General features: G+C 64.9%; 20 protein-coding genes and 1 pseudogene. 8 read left to right on the top strand and 13 right to left on the bottom strand.

Features of this window, described 5'->3' with window-relative positions:
• The first annotated feature begins 6 nt into the window (after positions 1–6).
• Genes ABZ463_RS35445 through ABZ463_RS35430 form a run of 4 tightly spaced genes read left to right on the top strand, consistent with a single transcriptional unit; the run spans position 7 to position 2,219 of the window.
• The gene (locus tag ABZ463_RS35445) at positions 7–612 is read left to right on the top strand and encodes a hypothetical protein (RefSeq protein ID WP_362783204.1); all 606 of its coding nucleotides are present in this window, start codon (positions 7–9) and stop codon (positions 610–612) included.
• Positions 609–911: a hypothetical protein gene (locus ABZ463_RS35440; protein ID WP_362783201.1), complete on the top strand. Its 303-nt coding sequence runs from the start codon at positions 609–611 to the stop codon at positions 909–911. Before ABZ463_RS35445 ends, ABZ463_RS35440 begins: the two co-directional genes overlap by 4 nt.
• A gap of 1 nt (position 912) precedes the next feature.
• On the top strand, positions 913–1,905 hold the full coding sequence (locus tag ABZ463_RS35435) for a hypothetical protein (RefSeq protein WP_362783198.1): 993 nt from the start codon (positions 913–915) through the stop codon (positions 1,903–1,905).
• A 17-nt stretch (positions 1,906–1,922) separates the two neighbouring features.
• Positions 1,923–2,219, top strand: a complete 297-nt coding sequence (locus ABZ463_RS35430; protein ID WP_362783195.1) for a hypothetical protein — start codon at positions 1,923–1,925, stop codon at positions 2,217–2,219.
• A 555-nt stretch (positions 2,220–2,774) separates the two neighbouring features.
• On the opposite strand, the gene ABZ463_RS35425 is transcribed toward ABZ463_RS35430, so the two are convergent.
• The 11 genes from ABZ463_RS35425 to ABZ463_RS35375 form a co-directional block, all read right to left on the bottom strand.
• Complete coding sequence (locus ABZ463_RS35425; protein ID WP_362783193.1) at positions 2,775–3,257, bottom strand: hypothetical protein; 483 nt, start codon at positions 3,255–3,257, stop codon at positions 2,775–2,777.
• A gap of 540 nt (positions 3,258–3,797) precedes the next feature.
• A complete protein-coding gene (locus ABZ463_RS35420; RefSeq protein ID WP_362783190.1) occupies positions 3,798–4,010 on the bottom strand; it encodes a BldC family transcriptional regulator in 213 nt (70 codons plus the stop codon).
• 14 nt (positions 4,011–4,024) lie between these two features.
• Positions 4,025–4,270, bottom strand: coding sequence for a hypothetical protein (locus ABZ463_RS35415; RefSeq protein WP_362783187.1), 246 nt, complete (start codon positions 4,268–4,270; stop codon positions 4,025–4,027).
• On the bottom strand, positions 4,267–4,506 hold the full coding sequence (locus ABZ463_RS35410) for a hypothetical protein (RefSeq protein ID WP_362783184.1): 240 nt from the start codon (positions 4,504–4,506) through the stop codon (positions 4,267–4,269). The genes ABZ463_RS35415 and ABZ463_RS35410 overlap by 4 nt, the downstream gene beginning before the upstream one ends.
• A complete protein-coding gene (locus ABZ463_RS35405) occupies positions 4,503–4,682 on the bottom strand; it encodes a hypothetical protein (protein WP_362783181.1) in 180 nt (59 codons plus the stop codon). Before ABZ463_RS35405 ends, ABZ463_RS35410 begins: the two co-directional genes overlap by 4 nt.
• A gap of 1 nt (position 4,683) precedes the next feature.
• Positions 4,684–4,944 carry a hypothetical protein gene (locus ABZ463_RS35400; protein ID WP_362783178.1) on the bottom strand — a complete coding sequence of 87 codons (261 nt, stop codon included), beginning with the start codon at positions 4,942–4,944 and terminating at the stop codon, positions 4,684–4,686.
• Positions 4,937–5,320, bottom strand: a complete 384-nt coding sequence (locus tag ABZ463_RS35395; protein WP_362783175.1) for a hypothetical protein — start codon at positions 5,318–5,320, stop codon at positions 4,937–4,939. Before ABZ463_RS35395 ends, ABZ463_RS35400 begins: the two co-directional genes overlap by 8 nt.
• Positions 5,313–5,657 (bottom strand): hypothetical protein, encoded by a 345-nt coding sequence (locus tag ABZ463_RS35390; RefSeq protein ID WP_362783172.1) that lies wholly within the window; start codon positions 5,655–5,657, stop codon positions 5,313–5,315. Before ABZ463_RS35390 ends, ABZ463_RS35395 begins: the two co-directional genes overlap by 8 nt.
• Before the next feature lie 383 nt (positions 5,658–6,040).
• The gene (locus ABZ463_RS35385; protein ID WP_362783169.1) at positions 6,041–6,304 is read right to left on the bottom strand and encodes a hypothetical protein; all 264 of its coding nucleotides are present in this window, start codon (positions 6,302–6,304) and stop codon (positions 6,041–6,043) included.
• Positions 6,301–6,690, bottom strand: a complete 390-nt coding sequence (locus ABZ463_RS35380; RefSeq protein WP_362783166.1) for a hypothetical protein — start codon at positions 6,688–6,690, stop codon at positions 6,301–6,303. The genes ABZ463_RS35385 and ABZ463_RS35380 overlap by 4 nt, the downstream gene beginning before the upstream one ends.
• Positions 6,687–7,580, bottom strand: a complete 894-nt coding sequence (locus ABZ463_RS35375; protein ID WP_362783163.1) for a hypothetical protein — start codon at positions 7,578–7,580, stop codon at positions 6,687–6,689. Before ABZ463_RS35375 ends, ABZ463_RS35380 begins: the two co-directional genes overlap by 4 nt.
• Before the next feature lie 176 nt (positions 7,581–7,756).
• Here ABZ463_RS35375 and ABZ463_RS35370 point away from each other — a divergent pair, with 176 nt between their 5' ends.
• From ABZ463_RS35370 to ABZ463_RS35360, 3 genes are all read left to right on the top strand, one after another.
• A complete protein-coding gene (locus tag ABZ463_RS35370; protein ID WP_362783160.1) occupies positions 7,757–8,158 on the top strand; it encodes a winged helix-turn-helix domain-containing protein in 402 nt (133 codons plus the stop codon).
• 137 nt (positions 8,159–8,295) lie between these two features.
• Positions 8,296–9,135 (top strand): helix-turn-helix transcriptional regulator, encoded by an 840-nt coding sequence (locus ABZ463_RS35365; protein ID WP_362783156.1) that lies wholly within the window; start codon positions 8,296–8,298, stop codon positions 9,133–9,135.
• Positions 9,125–9,328: a DUF397 domain-containing protein gene (locus tag ABZ463_RS35360; protein ID WP_362783153.1), complete on the top strand. Its 204-nt coding sequence runs from the start codon at positions 9,125–9,127 to the stop codon at positions 9,326–9,328. Before ABZ463_RS35365 ends, ABZ463_RS35360 begins: the two co-directional genes overlap by 11 nt.
• A 210-nt stretch (positions 9,329–9,538) precedes the next feature.
• Here the strand turns inward: ABZ463_RS35360 and ABZ463_RS35355 are convergent, their stop codons facing one another.
• Entirely contained in the window at positions 9,539–9,934 is a 396-nt protein-coding gene (locus ABZ463_RS35355; RefSeq protein ID WP_362783150.1) for a hypothetical protein, read from the bottom strand.
• Positions 9,935–10,482: 548 nt separating this feature from the next.
• Here ABZ463_RS35355 and ABZ463_RS35350 point away from each other — a divergent pair.
• Positions 10,483–10,743: pseudogene (locus tag ABZ463_RS35350) on the top strand (helix-turn-helix domain-containing protein); the annotation flags it as partial.
• Between the two features lie 254 nt (positions 10,744–10,997).
• Here the strand turns inward: ABZ463_RS35350 and ABZ463_RS35345 are convergent.
• Positions 10,998–11,825 carry a hypothetical protein gene (locus ABZ463_RS35345; protein WP_362783147.1) on the bottom strand — a complete coding sequence of 276 codons (828 nt, stop codon included), beginning with the start codon at positions 11,823–11,825 and terminating at the stop codon, positions 10,998–11,000.
• Positions 11,826–12,556: the final 731 nt, after the last annotated feature.

Genomic DNA, 12,556 nt, shown 5'->3' with positions numbered 1-12,556 from the left:
GGGAACGTGGTCTTCAAGACCTTCAACGCCGGAGACGTCCTGACGTCGGCCGACGTCAACAACTACCTGATGGCCCAAGCCGTCATCGTCTGCACCTCGGGCACCCGGCCCGCGTCCCCGGTCGAGGGTATGACGGTCTACGAGACCGACACCGACCGGTACGTCAGCTACACCAACGGCGCCTGGTCGGAGATGATGACCATGGGCTCCTGGGCCAGCTACGCCCCCGGCTGGAACGGCGCGATCGGCAACGGCACAATCTCGGCCCGGTACACGCGCCTGGCGGGCCGCCTGATCGTCTTCCAGATCCTCCTCACCTGGGGTAGCACCACCACGGCGCCGGGCTCACAGTGGCAGTTCTCCATCCCGGTGGCCGCAGCCCGGAACTTCGTCGGCTCAGCGTCGGTGTTCGACAGCTCCGCCGGACGCCTGTGGACCGGCTCGTTCCGCGCGCTTAGCTCCTCTGGTCAGATCGACCGGATCTTTGTGGACTCCGCTGACGGAGACGCGAGCAACACCAACCGCTCCTGGGTCCTGAACAGCAACACCACCCCGTTCACCTGGGCGTCCCCGGATGAGTTGTCCATCTCCGGGTTCTACGAGGCGTCGTGACGATCCGAGCCCTCGGTGACCTCGTCGTCTACCTCGGTGCCGTGGCCGCTGCCCTGGCCGCGATCGGTGTGGTTGTCCGCTGGGCTGTTGTCCGCCCGCTGAAGAAGTGGGTGGCCGAGCAGGTCGGCACGGTGCGGGAAAGCACCGCCGCCGTTCAGGAGACCGCCGACAAGGTGCACGCCGAGGTCAGTCCGAACCACGGACAGTCGCTCAAGGACACGGTCAATCGCACCGAATTAAAGATCGACATGTTGACGCAGCGGTTCGACGATCACCTTCGCAACCACCCTGGAGGCTGACATGGCCATCGATCTTGTTACCCGCCGAGAGTGGGGTGCCCGGGAGCCGCGCGGTTCCTACGGCAAGCTCACCTCGACCCGGGGCGTGAAGGTCCATTACACCGGGGGCCGGGTCGATCCGGAGACCCTGACCGATCACAGCCGATGCGTGGCTGCGGTGCGGGGAATTCAGCGTGGCCACATGGACGGCAACGGCTGGATCGACATCGGATACTCGCTGGTCGTCTGCTCGCATCGGAAGGTCTTCGTCGGTCGCGGCCTGCATCACCTGCCCGCCGCCAACGGCGCGGGTCTCAACAGCGGCCACTATGCCGTCCTCGGCCTCGTCGGCACCTCCGGCGTGGTCACGCCGCCGGACGCGATGCTGCACGGCATCCGCGACGCGATCGAGTACCTGCGCGCCGAGGGCGACGCCGGAATCGAGATCAAGGGCCACCGCGACGGCTACTCGACCGACTGCCCGGGAGAGGCGCTGTACGCCTGGGTCCAGGCCGGAGCACCCCGTCCGACGACGACCGTCCCGCCTGCTGTCCCGCCCACCGAGGAGGAAGAAGTGCCAGAGATCGTCTCGCTCGGCCTGACCGCCGAGGCTACCGTCAAGCCGAACATCACCCATCAGCCCTGGTGGACCGAGGAGTACCGGGACACCGCGGGCTGGCACCCAGCCGGAGGGCAGAGCATCGCGCCGGACGCCGACGTGTGGGCCGACCTGGTGGCGTTCATCGCGCTGCGCGGTCTGACCCCCGGCGAGAAGGTCGAGGTCGGGTTCACCCGGCACCTGGCTGACGGCTCCCTGGTGGACGTGGCCTGGCCGAACGGCCAGCTCATGGCCGTCCGAGCCGACGCCGACGGCCGCGTGGAGGTCAACATCGGCGGCCACTTCAAGCTGTCGGCGGCCAATCGCGGCCGGGTCACGGTCCGGCACGCCAGCTCGGGCACGGTGACCATGGAGACGACCTCCGCCTTCAAGGCCATCTTGCACCGCTACGTCTGATCCTCGAAGGAGGGGTCATGTCCAACGTGCTCACCTCGATCGCCCGGACCATCGCATCCAAGCTCGTCGGCGGCCTGATCGGCGCCGGGGCCGCGGTCGGCGTCGCCGTCCCCGCGGACTTGTCCGAGCCCGCCACGGTGGCGGTCTCCGGCGCCGTGGTGATACTCGCCCAGATCGTCTACTACGTTGTAGCCCGATGGGCGGAGCGTCGATATCCGTGGCTCGGCCAGCTCCTGCTGTGGAGCAAGTTCCAGCCGGTCTACCAGAACGCACGAACCGTCCGCGCGGTTGATGCTGCGCAACCTTTGTCGTAGGCCAGCAGACTGAACGATGCAGCCCCGATTCTTTTCGGAGAACCGAGGCTGCATCGTTCAGCTTCTGCTGCAAAGAGAGCTCCCGTCCTCCTACGGACGACAAGAGCCTTGATGCTCAGGTCGGCAGATGACCTCCGAAGGTGTCCTATGAGGACCAAGATTCCCAGGCGGCTTTCAATACGTTTGCCGCCCCCTCGGCGATCCAGTATCCGTCGTCTACTTTCTGGATGAGGGGCGCCCGGCCATAGGCATCGATTGCTCGGTCAACAAGTCGGATCGCTTCCGAGATCCCGTCCGTATCGGTTTCAGCTTCGCGCGCAAGTTGGGGCAGCGAATATATCTGATCAGGGTGGTCCGCAAGGATGTGTAGGATTACCTGGGCGTAAGGGATGCGCCCACAGTGCTTGAATAGAAGTGCTGCGTCGCCGATTGAATCTTCGTTTAATGTCCATGGCTTAGAAAGCCCTGCCTGGTTTGACATATTTTCTCCGGAAGGGGCGTCTACTCAGTCCTGATACAGTCTAGTCTAAGTAGACACCCCTTCTTGCTAACCAGCTACCAGGTGCAAGTGTCGGAGCCCTTGACGTTGGACAGACCGTAATTGACTGTTACATTGATTTTAGCTGTTCCGGATCCACTACCTGCGGATTCGGGGCCGTAGGTCGGAGTGCTCCAGGAGCCAGAACCAGTTGCATAGAGAGCGTTGTCGCCTGAGAAGAGGAAAACTGTGCCGTTGCTATGCTGCTCAGTGATCTTCCAGTCAATCTCGACTTTCCCTCCGTGAGGGAAGTCCACTCCCCAGATCTTGTACTTGTACGTGTTGGCGTTCTTGTCGCAACTAATATCCACGAACAGCTCAGGGTCTACGTTCTGAGGGCTAGCCGCGTTGGCAGAAGGGACGCCGGCCGTGAGGACGATCCCTAGTGCCGCGACAAGACCGACGCCGAAGCGTCGAACTGTGCGCAGACGTGAGCTGCGCTGATGTGTTTCCCCTTGTGCCCCTTTGGGCGCAGAAGATGGAGCGGATCGAGCGTGCATGCAGTATACTCCTTTTGCATCGAAACGGTGCTCTGCGGGCGGATGAGCCTGCCAGGGATTTCTCCGTCCGCAGATAAATCATGGCAATGCCCAATGATTCAACTCAAGACTTGTATGGATTAGGGTCTTATGATACGTGACCCGAGTAAGTCGAATGGTATCCGTATTTGGCCGTCGAACGAATCGATGGCCATTTTTTATTTGTGGCCGTCTGACCTGCGAAATTTTACGGACTGCTACGCCCTGGGTACTGATTGCTCTATGTCGCTTATGGCATAGGACGTAAGGGTGTTGCCTGGAAATTGGGGACCGAATTTCTTTAAAGGGGGCGTTGCCCCCTACCTTTCGTGCCCCTTTGGTGACCGGTTGCAGTGTTAGGTGGTCACTTAATTTACATTCAATGCGCCACTAAATTTATTTTTCGGTTTCGATTTAAATCGAATTATGGTTATTCGTTTCTCGGGCTGCACTCAATGGTTCGGACAGCAGAGCGCCCCGTCGCATCGTGCGGCGGGGCGCTCTCGCGTTTGGGAAGATGGGCTAACCGTTCAGCAGGGCGCGGATGGTGGACTCTAGGTAGCGGCGCTGCCCGCTGGGGGTGCGGACGGACGAGATCCTTCCGGTCAACGCCCATCGGTTGACGGTCTTGGGGTCCACGCCGAAGATCCGGGCGACCTCGCCGGGGGTGAGAAGGCGGTCGGTGACGCCGGTCTCGGTGGTGAACGCGCCGTTGGGGCCGATGATGCTGGTCATGAGGGTCCCTGCGGCTAGTTGCGGATGGTGTCGGTGATCTCGTCCTGGAGGCCGAGGGCTTCGGCCAGGCGGTAGACGCTGGTCCGGGCGACGACGTCGCGCGCTCCCGCTGCGTGCTGGGCGGGGGTGACCGGTTGGTAACGGTGCGCCCACCACCGAGGCAGGCCGGGCACATCGCGGGCCTCATACCTCCAGCCGCGATGGATCGACCCCAGCAGTTCGATGAGCTGCTGCTCACGCTCGTACCCGGGATATGTCATGGGCGGACCCTTCGTAGCTGGTCGGCCCCCACCAGGGCGGCGGTCACCGGCCAGACGGCGGAGCACCCGATCACGGCCAGGGCGACGAGTACGCCAGGGCGCACGCCGAACTCCTGCGGGACGAACCGGTTGACGTCAGGGGTGGTGGCCACGTACATGCCGCACGTGGCCAGGCAGGCGAGCAGGCCCGCGCCGTACAGGCAGGCGAAGGTGAGCAACTCGTCGAGCGCGGTCATCTCCACCTCCGTGAGAGGAGGATCAGGCCCGGCGCCAGCGGCCACAGCAGGATGCATCCGACGATGACGGCGACCGTGGCGCGAGGCCCGATGTCGGGGGTGAGCGCGATGGCCCGGGTCACGGTGATCGGCGCCAGGTCCGCGCCGACGAGGGCGTATATGCAGAGGGTGGCCACGTCAGGAGTCCCTCCGCCTGCGCTTCTCGGGTGACCACCATCTTTCAGTGGAAAAGACGAGCACCACGATTGGCCACAGCAGGCTAATCATGGATAAACCGATGAGATACCGGACCCAGGGCGGAAACTTGTCCTTTATCTCGTGCTTGAAGTAATGGAGATTGGCACTCGGATTGACGGCGGACGCTAGCAGGAACGAGCCCCCGCCGAGGGCCGCAATGAAGACGTACACCGCGAAGATCGTGGAGAACAGATCAGACACGGTCCCGCTCCTCCGGCGCCACGTGCGAAGGTTCCGCCAGGGGCGGTTCGATCCCGGAGCCTGGCGGGTCGGTCTGCACCTGCTCGGACTGCGCCCGCTCCTTCCGTAGCCGCTCCTTCCGTATCTGTTCTTCCAGCTTGGGAACCCACCATTTCCTGGTGGCCATGATCGGCAGCCCGAGCGGCCACAGCAGGCTGATCATCATCAGCTCGATGAAGAACTTGGTCCAGGGCTGTACGCCGGTGCCCTGCGTCGTGGACTCGAAGTAGTGCTTGGCCACTTGCGGAGTAGCGGCGACTTTCACCAGGAACGAGCCCCCGCCGAGGGCCGCAATGAAGACGTATACCGCGAAGAGCGTGGAGAGTAGGTCAGACATGGTCCTGCTCCGGCGACGTCGCGTGCGGAGGTTTCGCCGGGGACGGTTCGATCTCGGAGCCCGGCGGGTCAGTCCGCATCTGCTCTGATTGCACCAGCCTGGCCCGCCGCCATATTCGAGCGGCAATGATCACCAGGTGGAGGGGCCACAGGATGCTCATCCAGGAAAGCTCCCTGAAGAACCTGCTCCAGGGCGTGCCCGGGGCGTTTCGTGTCACGTGCTCGAAGTAGTGCTTGGCGACCTGAGGGGCGGCGGCAGCCTTGAGCAGGAACGCACCGCCGCCGAGGGCCGCAATGAAGACGTACACCGCGAAGAGTACGGAGAGGAAGTCGGACACGATCACTTCTCCGGCGACGTCGCGTGCGGGGGCTCCGTAGGCCGCAATGGCTCCCTCGGAGGTGGTGGTTCCACAGAGCCGGAGCCCGGCAGGCCCGGCAGGAACGTGGAGAGCAGATCGAGCAGAGTGCTCAACGGGTTCACATGGCTCCTGTCAGTGACGGATGACGCGGATGGCATGGAGGGCGCCCGGCCAGCGGGGATGCCTGGTCGGGCGCCTGAAGGGGGCCGGTCACTCCGTTGTGACCGGCGCAGACGGGCTCCCCTTCCCCGATCGCGCGGGAGCCGTCGTGGGTGTGCGGCTCAGGCCCCTCCTTCCTGAGCCGCACGTTCATGAGGTACGGCGGGCGGGGGCGGGATGAGTTCCCCGCCCGCCGTACCGGCTCATCGGGCCGTGTCCCGGCGGTGGTGCCGGGGCAGGGCGCCCGAGGCCCGCGACCGGGTCTTGGTCCGGTCGCAGTCCTGGGCGGTCAGCTTGCGGTCCAGCTCCTCGATCGAGATGGCCCGCACCAGCGCCGTGTCTCCGCACGGGAGGGAACGGCGGTAGGCGCTCCACAGGCCGGTCCGCGAGCAGAACACCAACCAATCGGGATGGTCCTGCTGGACGGCGTCCGGACCGGGCGACGGAGCAGAAGGCGGTGGGGTCATGCCGCCCTCCTTCTTCTCCCGGGCCGGTGAGGGGAGTAGGACGGCGCGGCGGCTGACACCTGGGAGTGGCTTCCGCCGCGCCTGTTCGTGGCGAGGCTCTCGGCCTCGGTGCGGATCCGGATCATCCGGGTCGTCTCCGCCTCGTGCATCCGCTGCTCCAGCCCGTCGGCGGTGGCGTCCTCGACCATCACCGGCCGGGGGCCGTCCCAGGCGGCGACGGCGTAGAAGGAGCGTCGTCCCAGGCTGTAGAGGACGGTCCAGTTCGCCCACGTCTGGTCGAGGCGCTCGGCCTCGGCGCGGGCGGGGCCGTCCCAGACGCGCCGGTACACCGGGGTGTACGGCTGGCCGTCGCGGTGGCGTCCGCACCGGCGGGGCAGCCCGATCACGACGCCGCTCCTCGGTCGGCAGCCTGGCGGGCGATCTCCTCCTGGCGCTCAGTGAGGGCCTGGATCTCGTCGAAGGTGTCGGCGACCACGTCCGGCTCGGCACCGGCCCGCTTCGCCTCGTCGGGGAAGGCTTCCTTGCGGAAGGCCCAGAACCGGCCCCTGTCACTGATGAGCAGGCGCCAGCCCGGGATGGTCGGGGAAGGCTCGGTGGCCTTACCATCGTTCACGATCGCACCTCTTTTGCGATCAAGGACCTGTTCCGGCGCCGTGAACGTCGGGCAGGTCCGCCCTATGTGGTGGGAGAGAAGACTCTGGAGCGCGCCAACCGGCGGGCGCGCAGGTCGCGGAGCCGTACGGCCGGCGCCGCGGACTCCACCAGGTGCGGGACGGTCACCGTCTCGGCGCCGCGGCGGCCTGGTGGCGGCAGGCGGCAGCAGGGGACGCCGGGTTCTCCGGGGAAGCGGCGGACGGGCGGGCCGGATGGCGGGCTGCTGCTCGGGCTCGACAGCGGGCTCGTCCTCGACGGGCGGTTCGGCAGGAACCGGTTCCGGGAAGGGCACGACCGGAGCGCTCACGGGCAGCTCGACCTCGACGCCGGGACGACGCTGGGCGGGCACCAGCGGGATGACCTCGATGGGCGCGACCTCCGCCGGGGGTCGGGGCGCGGGCAGCCGGACCGGGCCGCCGTGACGGCGGGCCTCCAGGCGGGCGTTCATCAACGCGCCGTCCGGCTGGACGTACTCGTGATCCGCGTTCTGGCCGGGGCAGCCGTGGGCGTAGGGGGAGTGGCCGCAGAGGGCGCATCCCATCGGGAGGGGCGCGGCGTCGGCGAAACAACCGCAGTTGAGCGGTGTGTTCCGGTCAAGGGCCGGAGCACTACGCTTATTCATGTCAGGAGGAACCTTCCTGATCAAGGACCCGTCATCGGCACGCGGTATCCGGTGCATTGGTGTGCGAACCAATGCGTTGGTGCGACCGATGGCGGGTTCAATTTCTGTTGGCGTACTGGCCTGCTGCGTTGCTGGCCAGTAGGGAGACTGGCGTATTGGCCTAGTGGCATGGTGCGGTGCCCATAGACCCTGACTCTTACGAGCCCCTGTATCGACAGGTTGCGGGTGACCTGCGTGAACGGATAACGAGCGGTGCTCTGGCTCCTGGCCAGAGACTTTCGTCAGAGCCTGACCTGGCGCATGAGTACGGCGTGGGGATTGACGCGCTGCGTGATGCTCTTGCAGTGCTCCGGAGCGAGGGCCTCGTCCGGACTGTGAGCCGTGAAGGTTCTTATGTCCGAGAAGAGGTGGAGCCGGTTGTGGTCCGTGTTGAAGGGCCGGCGCGTATCCGGGTACGGCTCCCGACCTTGTCGGAACGGAAGCGCCTACGGCTGGCGGAGGGGATGCCTGTCTTGGTCGTGGACGACGGAGAAACACGTGTCCTGTCGGGATACGACACGGAGATCGAGATCCCATAGCAAGGCATGGCACCCCCTTTCAGGGCTGCATCATTCGGATCTCCTATGATGTCGTGAGAATCTCACGCTGACAATCCCATCTCGCGAATGGCCGATAAGTCCAGATCTTAGGGGGAGCTGTGCGGCACACTGTCCACATGAAGCACTCGACAGTTCGGCTCCGCCGTCTGGCTCGTGAGCTGCGGACGTTGCGAGCGGCTACTGGCCTGACGACGGAGGCCGCCGCTGAACAACTCGGCTGGAGCAGATCCAAACTCAACCGCTTCGAGACCGGCAAGGGCGCGCCGACGACTACCGATGTGGCGGCGATCTGTCACCTGTACTGCGTGACAGAGTCAACGACCGAGGCCATGGTCCAGCTCACGCGGGAAGTAGCTCGGCGCGGCTGGTGGACGGCCTACTCGGATATCTTCACCGGTTCGTACGTCGAATTCGAGGCAGCGGCCAAGGAGATCTACGTCTGGGAACCGCTGCTGGTGCCGGGCCTTCTCCAAACCGAGGACTACGCTCGCACGGTCATCCGGGCAGGCCACCCTGATCGGGCAGAGGTTGAGTTGACGCGGCGCGTCGATGCGCGCATGCAGCGCAAGACGAGCCTGCTTGGTGCCCAGGCGCCGACGTTGCACGTCATCATCGCCGAGGCCGTCCTGCGGCATCCCGTGGGATCACCGAGCATCATGGCCCAGCAGCTCGACGACATCCTTCGTGCCGTGGCGCAATCGAACATCACGGTCCAGGTCCTTCCGCTGACCGTCGGAGCGCATGGCGGTATGGAGGGCGCCTTCTCAGTGTTGCTCTTCGACGGTGACGATCCGGACCTGGGATACGCCGAGTGCCCGGCCGGGGAGGTGTACGTGGAGGACGAGGAGCAGATCCAGCGACTTATGCTGACCTTCGAGCGCCTCGTCGGCGCGTGCCTGTCCCCCGAGGAGTCCGCGGCGCTTATCGCTGCGGCGAGGAGCGAGTATGTCCCCTGACCTGAATCGTGCCGAGTTTCGCAAGTCGAGCCTGAGCGGGGCGAACAACAACTGCGTCGAGGTCGCCACCAACCTCTCCGGCGTCGTCGCCGTCCGCGACAGCAAGGACCAGTCCGGCCCGGTGCTGGCGTTCACCCCCGCCCAGTGGCGTTCGTTCGTCGGCCGAGTGAGCACGGGCGTCTTCGACGCCTGACGACGAGTCCGTGGCCGGGGCACCTGGGCATGTCCGGCCGCGGCTCGTACGTCCTCGCCAAGAAAACCGTAGGGCGATGAGCGAATTACGACATCGGTAATTCTGCCTATATAGGACGGACAAAAACCCGATCCAATATAGCCAAAAGTGGACTGGATACGTCACAGCCCCGCGTCCCAAGCTGGGACGCGGGGCTGCGGCGTTCAGGGGTCAGCTCGCGCGGCGCTCGGCCGGGCGCTCCGGCACACCCGCCTCGACCAGACGAGCCCGACGCCGCTCCCGAAGGACGATGACGCCGAGCCGAGCGCGCTGGGCGTCGAGGAGCGCCTGGCCCTTGCGCATCAGCTCGTGCAGTGACTGCTTCCGGATGCCGAGGATTCCGGCGATGTGGTTGATCGAGTAGTCGCCGCCCTCCTTGGCGGCCGAGGCCGCGCGGGCGATGGCCCTCAGCTTCGTCTGGCGGAGCGCCTCGGTCAGCTCGTCGATGAGGACCAAGTTCGCCGGGTCGTCGGCGGCGTGGTTCTCCATCGTCTTGAAGAAGCGGGCGAGGCTGGCTGCCAGCTCGGCGGGCTCGGTGACACGTCCAGCGTGTCGGGGAGCGGTCATTGGAGACCTCTTTCAAGGGAATCTTCTGGGTCTGATCGACGCGCCGATCGCCTTCAGGAAGCGTGACGTTTCCCCAGTACAGGGCGCGGTTTCGTGTAGCAACGCGTGTAGCAACGCGGCGAGGTTCACCGTTATCCACCGACGTTCACCGAAGTCCGTGAGCTGGGAAAACGTACTCCGGTGAGCGTCGGCGACCCCTGTGCCTAGGTCTACGGATCAGAAGGTTAGGGGTTCGAGTCCTCTGGGCCGCGCAGTAGATCAGAGGCCCTCCGGGATCGTCCCGGAGGGCCTCTTTCATGTCCGTACAGCTACGGGTTCAGCCGTCACCGTCCAGTTGCTGTTCAGTCGGTTGAGCGCCTTCGCGTCTTGGGCGATGGGATCCGCGTGGTCTTGCCGCAAGGCGTTGCACTGGTTCATTGAGCGGAAGACGCGCGAGGTCATCCAGCACAACGTCGTGAGGCGGACGACGTTCTCCGAGCATCTCTGGTGTGGTGACAGGGAAGGGTCATCGGGTCGCTGCTCGCGGTCGCTGAGCCTGAGCGGATTGGATGTTAGTCGTCAGCTCCGGCTCGGCGCAGGGAGCGCAGCGGCAGAACCACAAGCTGACCGACCAGGAAGGGTGGAAGCTCCAGCAGGTCGTGCGCCGGGGCAGTACCAGCTCGGTGCGCTACCGGTGGGCGATGATGCTGCCAGCCTCGGCCGGCGGCAACACCGTCTCGGTCATCGCCCGCCTGGTGGCCGCCGATGACGACACTGTCCGCGATGTGATTCACCGCTTCAACGGGATCGGGCCGACCTGTCTGGAACCCCATGAAGAGCCTCCAGCTGTTGCCTGTCCGCTCCGACCTGCTTCGACGGAATGCCCGCGTTGAGCCATGCGGAGAGGCAGGCAGTGAGGCGTGGTCCTCGGTACCCCGAGTCGTCTCGCTGACCTTCGCCGGATCCGCAGGGACTGGCTCAGCCATGGATGAGGAGGCTCAGTGCCTCTCCGAAGGGGGCGCCGCTCAGATGGGAAGGACGTACACGGGTTCGCCTGGCGACGTCGGCTCCTTCTTGGCGTAGGTCAGAAGGGGCCGTCCTCCGGGTAGCCGGCCTTTGTGACGGCCTTGCGGGTCTTCGCGTTGAGTTTCTTTTCGCTGATGACCTTGCCGGCTGCCGGTGCGGAGATCTTCACCTTGGCGCCCCAGCCCGAATACCTGGTGTCGGTGTGGAAGGCCATCTGGTCATAGGCCGAGCTGCCGCTGTCCGGGTAGGCCGTCGTGTCGACGACCGTGCGGGTGAGCAGGTTGTGTTCGTCGAAGTACAGGTGGAACTCGACGTCGCCTTCCCCGGCGGACTTGTCGTGCCGGAAGTCGGTGAGTTTGGCGGTGCCCTGATATTCGCCGGTCGCCACTTCTGATGCGTTGTCCAGCATGAACTTCAATTCCGCTGGGGTGACGCCCAAATTAAGGATGGTGTTCTCGCGCTCACTGGTCTTCGACTGGATCCAGGAACGACCGGAGGGCAGTGCCTTGGCGATGTCGGCGTTGGTCACGTAGGCGTTTCTGCCTTCGGTGATGACGCGGTAGGGAGGTTTGGACCCTTTCAGGCGTGAGGACGTGCGGACACGGAGGTCGGCAGCGGCTATGTTGCCTTTGCCGAAAGCCACGGTGCCGGTCGAGCTGGTGTTCACCTGTACTTGCATGGCCTGGTCGTCGACGGTGAAATCGAGGGTGATGCCACCTGATTCGGTGATCTTTACGCCCTTGCCCGGGACCAGTTGGGCCTTCAGGGCTTTCACCGGGTCCACCGGAGCGGCCTGCACGGTTGTGGCGGATGCCGCCTGAGCGGGTACGGCCACCGTGCCCACGGCCGCGGCTGTCGCCACGAGGCCTGCGAAGAAGAGTTTCATCAACGTCCTTGCTTAGGGGGATACAGCAGGGAAAAGAGTAGAGGGTGGTGCAGATGAGACAAGGGATATGATGTAACAATCTTTGCAGGACGGTGATCACCAAGCGGTGACGGCCCTCGATGAAGGCGGTCGGGGTGGTTCTTGCGTCCGCTCTCGTGTTTTCGGTTAACCCAATCTCTCCCACGGGCTGACCTTGCCTTCCTCAGTAGATGAAGGGGCATTTCGCATCGTTGGCGGTGCTTATCGTGCGCGCGCAGTCCGATGTCTCGCGTTTGTCGGCCGAGTTCCACCGCCCGCGCCCTCAGTCGGAGCATGCGCGCCACGATGACGGCCGCTCCCGCCGGCGCGGTTGCCAACGACGGGCCTGGACACTGATGGACGTTCGTAGAACGTGATTGCGGCGAAGGCATCAATGAGCAGGCGTTTCTGACACTGGTAGACGCGGGCGGACGTTCTCGGACCGGCTACGGATCAGAAGGCGTTTTCTCGGCCGCGCAGCAGGTCGGAGCCCTCTGCACCCTCCGGAAAGCCTCTTTCCTGTCCGTGCGGCAGCGGGACACGGCAACGCGGTCTCACACAGAGAACCATCCGTGGGTATCACGTGTTGAGGCTGGGGCTTTTCAGGGCTGAGGATGTTGTCGACGACGGGTGAAAACTGACCCTGTGGCGACGGCCGAAAACTGACCCCCCTTCAGTCACTCTGGAGGGTGATCAAGGTGGAGGACTGGGCG

This window comes from Streptosporangium sp. NPDC020145, assembly GCF_040631275.1.
GTDB lineage: Bacteria > Actinomycetota > Actinomycetes > Streptosporangiales > Streptosporangiaceae > Streptosporangium.
The sequence above is the reverse complement of the archived record's forward strand: the minus strand, read 5'-3'. Positions and strand labels throughout refer to the sequence as shown.

Bases quoted from the DNA above. Each gene is read 5' to 3' on its own strand.
- ABZ463_RS35375 (WP_362783163.1), bottom strand. From the start codon at position 7,580: ATGAATAAGCGTAGTGCTCCGGCCCTTGACCGGAACACACCGCTCAAC.
- ABZ463_RS35415 (WP_362783187.1), bottom strand. From the start codon at position 4,270: ATGACATATCCCGGGTACGAGCGTGAGCAGCAGCTCATCGAACTGCTG.
- ABZ463_RS35395 (WP_362783175.1), bottom strand. From the start codon at position 5,320: ATGTCTGACCTACTCTCCACGCTCTTCGCGGTATACGTCTTCATTGCG.
- ABZ463_RS35385 (WP_362783169.1), bottom strand. From the start codon at position 6,304: ATGACCCCACCGCCTTCTGCTCCGTCGCCCGGTCCGGACGCCGTCCAG.
- ABZ463_RS35360 (WP_362783153.1), top strand. From the start codon at position 9,125: ATGTCCCCTGACCTGAATCGTGCCGAGTTTCGCAAGTCGAGCCTGAGC.
- ABZ463_RS35355 (WP_362783150.1), bottom strand. From the start codon at position 9,934: ATGACCGCTCCCCGACACGCTGGACGTGTCACCGAGCCCGCCGAGCTG.
- ABZ463_RS35365 (WP_362783156.1), top strand. From the start codon at position 8,296: ATGAAGCACTCGACAGTTCGGCTCCGCCGTCTGGCTCGTGAGCTGCGG.
- ABZ463_RS35435 (WP_362783198.1), top strand. From the start codon at position 913: ATGGCCATCGATCTTGTTACCCGCCGAGAGTGGGGTGCCCGGGAGCCG.
- ABZ463_RS35425 (WP_362783193.1), bottom strand. From the start codon at position 3,257: ATGCACGCTCGATCCGCTCCATCTTCTGCGCCCAAAGGGGCACAAGGG.
- ABZ463_RS35420 (WP_362783190.1), bottom strand. From the start codon at position 4,010: ATGACCAGCATCATCGGCCCCAACGGCGCGTTCACCACCGAGACCGGC.
- ABZ463_RS35345 (WP_362783147.1), bottom strand. From the start codon at position 11,825: ATGAAACTCTTCTTCGCAGGCCTCGTGGCGACAGCCGCGGCCGTGGGC.
- ABZ463_RS35430 (WP_362783195.1), top strand. From the start codon at position 1,923: ATGTCCAACGTGCTCACCTCGATCGCCCGGACCATCGCATCCAAGCTC.
- ABZ463_RS35410 (WP_362783184.1), bottom strand. From the start codon at position 4,506: ATGACCGCGCTCGACGAGTTGCTCACCTTCGCCTGCCTGTACGGCGCG.